The following is a 7,114-nucleotide window of genomic DNA, read 5'->3' on the forward strand; positions in this document are numbered from 1 at the left end:
GAAGATGATGAATGTAATTCATCCGGCAAAAAGCTGCATTCTTAAAGTCTGGCAGCAGGATGACGGGATATATCTGAAACAGGAAGAAAGCCTGATCCGCATTTGTCCACAAACAGAAACTGCAATTCGGATTTCATATACAGATCAGGAAGAGTTTTGCCAGGAGCAGGGAAAGGAATATAAGAAGCCGCAAAAGGATTTGTTGTGGAACTGGCTTGACAGGCAGAATGAAACGATTGTTGCAACGGAGCGTGTGAGCATCAGTGTGGATAAAGCCACCGGGTCTGTATGCTATATGAACGGTGCAGGAACCGTTCTTGGAAAAGAACGGACGAAAGAATCCAGAATGATGGAGAAGTTTGATATATACGAAACGGTAGAAAACGAAAATCTGGAAGTAAAAGAAATTGTTACAGCAGATGGTGTAAAGCGGAAAATAAGCGGAGGCGATAAGGCTTTTTCCAGATGTGCATACCGTACCAGGACATACTTTGACTTTGCGCCAGAAGAAATAATTCTGGGACTCGGACAGAATGAAAATGGAGACTGGAACTTTCGGAATACAACGCAATATATACATCAGGCAAACCGAAAAATCGGGATTCCTATGCTGGTATCCAGTAAAGGGTATGGAATTTTACTGAGCACACAGTCTGCGGCTTTGTTTACAGAAAACAGGGCTGAGGCTTATTTACAGACGGAAGCGGACTGGTACCTGGATTATTATTTTCTGGGTGGAGGTGATATGCTTCAGATAATTCGGGATTATAGGCAGATCACAGGGAAGGCGGCTATGCTTCCGAAATGGGCATATGGCTATATTCAGTCTCAGGAACGCTATGAAAGTGAAGAAGAAATTCTGGCAATTGCGGATGAATTCCAAAGACGTGATATTGGAGTGGATTGTCTTGTCCTGGACTGGATGTCTTGGCCAGACGGACAGTGGGGACAGAAAACTTTTGATTCCAACAGATTTCCAGATCCTTCTGGAATGATAGAAACACTGCATAAAAAAGGAATTCACTTTATGCTTTCTATCTGGCCAAATATGAGCAGTATCACAGCAGATTATAAAGAATTTGCAGAAAAGAAACTGCTTTTCCCGGGAACAGAGATTTACAATGCGTTTAAAGAAGAGGGCAGGGAGCTTTACTGGAAGCAGGTAGAAAAGAAGCTTGCATGTCATGGAATTGATGGTTGGTGGGCCGATTCCAGTGAACCAATCACTCCGGAATGGGAGCATACCATAGAGCCAGAGGCCGGCCAGGCATATAGTGAATATGTTCATGATACCTTTGCAGTGATGCCGCCTGAAAAAGTAAATGCTTTTGGAATGTACCATGCGCAGACAATCTGGGAGGGGCAGTGTGACAGTTTTCCTGAAAAGAGAGTTGTAAATCTTACAAGAAGCGGTTGGGCTGGAAGTCAGAGATATGGGACAATTATGTGGTCTGGCGATATTGCTGCCAGTTGGGAATGCCTGAAAAATCAGGTATGTGCAGGACTTCAGTATGCTGCCAGTGGAATGCTTTACTGGACGCTGGATATAGGAGCTTTTTTTGTAAAAAAGGGAAGACAGTGGTACTGGAACGGTGAGTTCGATAAAGGAATGGAAGATCCGGCGTATCGGGAGCTTTACATAAGGTGGATGGAGTATGCGGCATTTTTACCTGTTTTCAGGGCACATGGGACAGATGTGAGAAGAGAACCCTGGGCATTAGGGAAGACAGGAACAACTTTTTATGAAGCTGCGGAAGTGTGCATAAAAGGGCGCTATAGATTGTTGCCTTATTTATATTCACAGGCAGCTATGGCGTGCAAAAATGACGGAATGCTTATGAGACCTCTGATATTTGATTTTTCAGAGGATAAAACGGTGGGAAGTATTTCGGATCAGTATATGCTGGGGGATAGCTTGCTGGTCTGCCCAATTGTGAATCCTGGAGGAAAGAGACTGGTGTACCTTCCCACAGGGGGAGACTGGTATGATTGGAATACCAGTAAATTTTATACTGGCGGACAGTGGATAGAGGTAGAAGTACCATTAGAGCAGATTCCAGTATTTGTGCGTGCTGGTTCCGTAATTCCAACTCAGGAGCCTGGAGCCAATACGGCAGACATGAAGGACCGGGATATTATTTTACAAATATATCCGGGATGCGATGGACATGGTGTGTTGTATGAGGATGCAGAAGACGGTTATGGTTATGAAAAAGGAGATTACTGTATTACAGATTTGTTCTGGAAGGAGAAAACTCAAGTGATTAGCTGGAAAAGTTTAGGAAACCAACAGTATAGATTGGGAAAGTTAAAGTATATTAATATGAAAGGGGAACATGTGAAATGAAGGGAAAAGCATTTAATCCATATTTACCATCATGGGAGTATATCCCGGATGGAGAACCTTATGTATTTAACGGAAGAGTTTATGTATATGGTTCTCATGATTTTTATAATGGCTACGTTTTCTGTATGGGAGATTATGTATGCTGGTCAGCACCAGTTGATGATCTTTCGGATTGGAGATATGAAGGAATTATTTATCCACGCAATGAGGATCCATTGAATAAAGACGGAAAAATGTGTTTGTATGCACCAGATGTGACAGTGGGACCAGACGGCCGGTATTATCTGTATTATGTTCTGGATCATGTTTCGGTAGTCTCGGTTGCAGTTTGCGACCATCCAGCTGGTTGTTATGAGTTCTACGGCTATGTTCATTATCCGGATGGAACTCTTCTTGGGGAAAAAGAAGGAGATCAGCCGCAGTTTGATCCAGGAGTGCTGACTGAGGGAGAGGTTACATATCTTTACACTGGATTTTGTGGAATCGGGGATAAGTCCAGAACAGGAGCAATGGTGACCGTTTTGGAGAAAGATATGATTACAATAAGGAAAGCACCAGCATTTGTAGCTCCAGGCTGCGAATACAGTAAAGGCACCAGCTTTGAAAAGCATGCTTTTTTTGAAGCTCCTTCTATTCGGAAAATCAGGGATACTTATTATTTTATTTATTCTTCAGAAGTAATGCATGAGCTTTGTTATGCGACAAGTAAATCTCCAGTAGGTGATTTTCAATACAGAGGAGTATTGAACAGCAACTGTGATTTACATATTAATCATGATAAACCAGCTGACATGCCGATGGCATATGGGGCAAACAATCATGGAAGCATTGTTGAAATTAATGGAGACTGGTACATTTTCTATCATCGTCATACAAATGGAACCTGGTACAGCAGACAGGGGTGTGCGGAAAAGCTGCATATGAATCCAGACGGAAGCTTTGAACAGGCGGAGCTTACATCTTGCGGATTAAATGGAGGCCCACTTCCGGGAAAAGGAGTATATCCGGCGTATATTGCCTGTAGATTATTTACGGATCAGCCTTCCGTTTATGTGGATGGGGATAAGTATCCAAGGGTAATGCAGGATGGAAAAGATGGAGATGAGGAACAAGGTTATATTGCAAATATCAAAGACTCCACAACGATTGGCTTTAAATATTTTGATATGAAGAATGTACATGGTATGCGTATTACGACCAGGGGATATGGCGATGGAACCTTCCAGATAAAAACCGCCTGGGATGGACCTGTCCTGGGAACTGTAAAAATTAAATATACAAACGTGTGGGAAACATATGAAACAAAGGTTGATATTCCGGATGGAGTACAGGCGCTGTATTTCACCTATACAGGAGGGGGAACTACAAGTCTTCACTCATTTGAATTAATGTAAAATATAAGGGAGACTGTCATTTCCATACGATATCCAGAAGAACTGCAGAAGTTGGAAATGATTGAAAAAGAGCAGCATCTTCCGTTTTGTACGCGGCTTGTGCGTGTGCTTCTTCCTGGCGGCATCTGCCATTATTATGGCAAAGAGGGGGAAACAGAACCGCCAAGGGAAGAAGATACTCCATCAGTACGTTATCTGGCTTATGGCTCTTCTATTACTCATGGAAGTCTCAGCCTGATCTTGCCTTTTTCATATCCATTTCTTATTGCGGAAGCATTGGGAGTAGATTGTATTAATCAGGGCTATGCCGGTTCTGCATTTATGGAGGCTTCGGTGGCTGAATATATGGTATCCAGAAAAGACTGGGATTTTGCTACATTGGAACTGGAAATAAATATGCTTGGAACCTCGATCTCAGATGAGGAATATGAGCAAAGAGTTATAAAGTTTCTGGATTTTTTTGCAAAGGACGGACGTCCGGTTTTTGTAACAGACATTTTTGGAAATAACCAGAATAATCAGGAAAGGGCAAAGGTTTTCCGGGAGATTATCTATCGGAATGCAACGGCAAAAAATATGTTTTATACGAATGGTTTGCATTTGCTGGACAATTCTGCTTACATTTCTACTGATATGGTACATCCCAGTGGGGCAGGACACAGAAGAATAGCAGAATGCTGGACAGAGATTATAAAAGATACACTGCTGGTCCTGGAGTGAATTGCTACAAAATGTGAAAGGCATATAGCTATATGCGGAGCCACCTGTTTTATGGGTGGCTCGTTATATGGCGGAGTAATTCTTTCCGCTGCAGCTGCAATTTGCGGACCAGATGAAAAGAAGTTGGATCAGCTGCCTCATGTGGAGAATTTTGAGAAAAATGAGATTCTCATGTTTGATGGAAAATTCCGTGAGATTATTCCTTATTGGAAGATTACAGGCCGGACAGGAGCAAAAATTGTTTCTGTTGAGCCAACTGTTGAGGCTATGGTGAATGCGGTAAATGAGAAGACAGCTGCGGTATTTCTTTTCCCGGCAACATTATATGAGGAGGGAATCCCTACCTGCGAGGAAGTAATCCCGGAACTGAAGAAGACCGGAGTTACCATTGTTGTGGACGCTGCGGCACAGCTTCCGCCAAGCTCTAATCTCTGGTATTATACGAAGGAACTTGGTGCTGATCTGTGTGTATTCAGTGGTGGAAAGCATATCCGTGGACCACAGAGTACGGGCCTGATCGTGGGACGAAAGGATCTGACTGAGGCCTGCCGTATGGCTGCAAGCCACAATGCAAGGATCGGACGTGCATTTAAGACTGGAAAAGAAGAACTAGCTGGTTTTATTACGGCACTTGAATTGTTTGTCACAGAGAAGCCGGAAAATGTGGTATTTTTAAATGCCTATAATCTGAAACAGGGTGGGAAGAGCTGGTTGCAGAGGGTGTACTTGGATATCTTGGAAAATAAAATTATGTAAATTAACAACGGCCGGAAAGGGGTGAGAGAACTCTTCCGGCTGTTTTTCGTAGATTAATTTGGATATCAAGTGAAGGGGCTTTTAAAACCGGAGAAAAATATCAATTGACAGAGATTTGATTAAGTGTAAAATATTGGAAAAGCAGTACAATATAAGAATATCAGATATCAGTGATTTTCATGGGAGAAATAACAGAGATGACAAACAAAGCCTATTATCATCTTCCTGGCTTGTTCGAGTTTTATGAGTTATATCAGGAATTTTTGCCGTTGTTTTATGAGCATAGAGAATATTTTTATGACTGGTGTGAGATTGGTTCCATTTATGGGGCTCCGGCAGATTGTATCTGGGGCGGCGGTCGAGTTGGATTTGGAGATTGCGATCCTGGTGAAGCTTTGGCGCTGATGAAGAAATGGGGGATTTCTGCGCGGCTGACATTCAGCAATTCATTGCTTCGCGAGGAACACCTTTCAGATGAAAAATGTAATGCATTGTGTAAGCTTTTGGAAAGTGAAGGAGCAGTTCAAAATGGTGTAATTGTTCATTCAGAACTGCTGCTTAATTATCTGAAAAAAAATTATCCGGGACTTTACCTTGTATCTTCAACAACGAAAGTGCTTACACAATTTGAGCAGCTTTTTAGTGAAATACAACGGGATGAATTTCGTTATGTAGTGCCGGATTTTCGTTTGAATAAAGCGTTTAAACAGCTGGATGGATTGACGAAAAAACAGAAGGAAAAAGTGGAGTTTCTTTGTAACGAATGCTGTTGGTTTGGCTGCAAAGACCGGAAACGCTGTTATGAAAATGTAAGCCGCAAAAATCTGGGAGAGCGGTGCCTGGATCATCGGTGTAGTGCGCCGAATGCAAAGGAGGGATATCTTTTTTCAAAGGCAATGACGAATCCGGGCTTTATCGGAATTTCAGATATAAAAAATGTTTATCTGCCAATGGGATTTTCCAATTTTAAAATCGAAGGCCGTAGTCTTGGAAGTGCATTGATTCTGGAATTTTTGCTTTATTATATGACGAAACCGGAGTATCAGATTCACGTCAGGGAAAAAATATATCTGGACAATATGCTGGATTTGTTTTAGAAATATTGATAAAAATGTCGTGTTTTAATGGTTCGTTACAATTATGAAGAGCAGAGGCAGTATGCAGTATTGCTAAAGCCAAGAACGGATAAGCATGGTTCTATTGCCAATAATGAAAATGAGCTGAAACTGGAAATAGAAGAAGCGGATAAAGAAATGTACTTTAACAAAAGGCAAAACAAAAAGTATTGTTTTTAAGCGATATAACTGTTATGGTGTGTGGATAGAGCGTGTTTGAAAAATCATTCCCGCAAATTGTGACGCACATCTTACAGAAAGCCTTTTTCAAACATAATCTAGGATGTATCTGCGAGATTGAAAATTCAGCGGATGAAGATGCGTTTTGACGGCAGAAAGCATCCTCAAGTATAAGAAAAAGCAAGTTGAGGATGTATTCTTGTGGAGAGAAGCATCTTCATCCTTAAAAATGAGCAAGTTGCAGATGAAATTGAGCATGATTGGTAGGTTAAAAAGTATCTTTATTTTTTAGAAAGTGCAAGTTGTAGATACATTGGCCTTCAAAAAAGCATCTGCAACTGGTTTAAGAAGTCAAATGCAGATATATCTGATGTAAAAAAGGCATCTACAAACTCAGATATTCAGGTAATGCAGATACATTAAAGATTATTAACGAGTAAAGAATAAATAAGAAGCTTTCACAACATGAAAAAAGCACCTCATCTGAGGTGCTCAGATTGTAGACAAAGCCCTGCTTTTGCAGGGTTTTGCTATTGTTGGAACCGCTTTTCTGATATAATAAATATCAGAAGGGCGGTGTTTTTTATGATGACGAAAAATGC

General features: G+C 41.4%; 7 protein-coding genes. All 7 read left to right on the forward strand.

The window, feature by feature from the left end; translation table 11 throughout:
- Positions 1–4: 4 nt before the first annotated feature.
- The 7 genes from ACTQ50_RS14425 (at position 5) to ACTQ50_RS14455 (ending at position 6,609) form a co-directional block, all read left to right on the forward strand.
- Positions 5–2,347 carry a TIM-barrel domain-containing protein gene (locus ACTQ50_RS14425; RefSeq protein ID WP_441484769.1) on the forward strand — a complete coding sequence of 781 codons (2,343 nt, stop codon included), beginning with the start codon at positions 5–7 and terminating at the stop codon, positions 2,345–2,347.
- Positions 2,344–3,741 (forward strand): family 43 glycosylhydrolase, encoded by a 1,398-nt coding sequence (locus ACTQ50_RS14430; protein ID WP_441484770.1) that lies wholly within the window; start codon positions 2,344–2,346, stop codon positions 3,739–3,741. The genes ACTQ50_RS14425 and ACTQ50_RS14430 overlap by 4 nt, the downstream gene beginning before the upstream one ends.
- Before the next feature lie 57 nt (positions 3,742–3,798).
- Positions 3,799–4,461: an SGNH/GDSL hydrolase family protein gene (locus tag ACTQ50_RS14435; protein WP_441484771.1), complete on the forward strand. Its 663-nt coding sequence runs from the start codon at positions 3,799–3,801 to the stop codon at positions 4,459–4,461.
- 51 nt (positions 4,462–4,512) lie between these two features.
- Positions 4,513–5,217 (forward strand): aminotransferase class V-fold PLP-dependent enzyme, encoded by a 705-nt coding sequence (locus ACTQ50_RS14440; protein WP_441484772.1) that lies wholly within the window; start codon positions 4,513–4,515, stop codon positions 5,215–5,217.
- A 197-nt stretch (positions 5,218–5,414) separates the two neighbouring features.
- Positions 5,415–6,314: a hypothetical protein gene (locus ACTQ50_RS14445; protein WP_441484773.1), complete on the forward strand. Its 900-nt coding sequence runs from the start codon at positions 5,415–5,417 to the stop codon at positions 6,312–6,314.
- Positions 6,315–6,341: 27 nt separating this feature from the next.
- A complete protein-coding gene (locus tag ACTQ50_RS14450) occupies positions 6,342–6,512 on the forward strand; it encodes a hypothetical protein (protein WP_441484774.1) in 171 nt (56 codons plus the stop codon).
- A gap of 46 nt (positions 6,513–6,558) precedes the next feature.
- Positions 6,559–6,609: a DUF6783 domain-containing protein gene (locus ACTQ50_RS14455; RefSeq protein ID WP_441484775.1), complete on the forward strand. Its 51-nt coding sequence runs from the start codon at positions 6,559–6,561 to the stop codon at positions 6,607–6,609.
- Positions 6,610–7,114 lie beyond the last annotated feature (505 nt).

The sequence above is a fragment of the Blautia sp. Sow4_E7 genome (assembly GCF_052116245.1).
Lineage (GTDB): Bacteria > Bacillota > Clostridia > Lachnospirales > Lachnospiraceae > Blautia_A.

Excerpts from the sequence above, each read along its gene's own strand:
- ACTQ50_RS14445 (WP_441484773.1), top strand. The coding sequence starts at position 5,415 with ATGACAAACAAAGCCTATTATCATCTTCCTGGCTTGTTCGAGTTTTAT.
- ACTQ50_RS14425 (WP_441484769.1), top strand. The coding sequence starts at position 5 with ATGATGAATGTAATTCATCCGGCAAAAAGCTGCATTCTTAAAGTCTGG.
- ACTQ50_RS14430 (WP_441484770.1), top strand. The coding sequence starts at position 2,344 with ATGAAGGGAAAAGCATTTAATCCATATTTACCATCATGGGAGTATATC.
- ACTQ50_RS14450 (WP_441484774.1), top strand. The coding sequence starts at position 6,342 with ATGGTTCGTTACAATTATGAAGAGCAGAGGCAGTATGCAGTATTGCTA.
- ACTQ50_RS14435 (WP_441484771.1), top strand. The coding sequence starts at position 3,799 with ATGATTGAAAAAGAGCAGCATCTTCCGTTTTGTACGCGGCTTGTGCGT.
- ACTQ50_RS14440 (WP_441484772.1), top strand. The coding sequence starts at position 4,513 with ATGGGTGGCTCGTTATATGGCGGAGTAATTCTTTCCGCTGCAGCTGCA.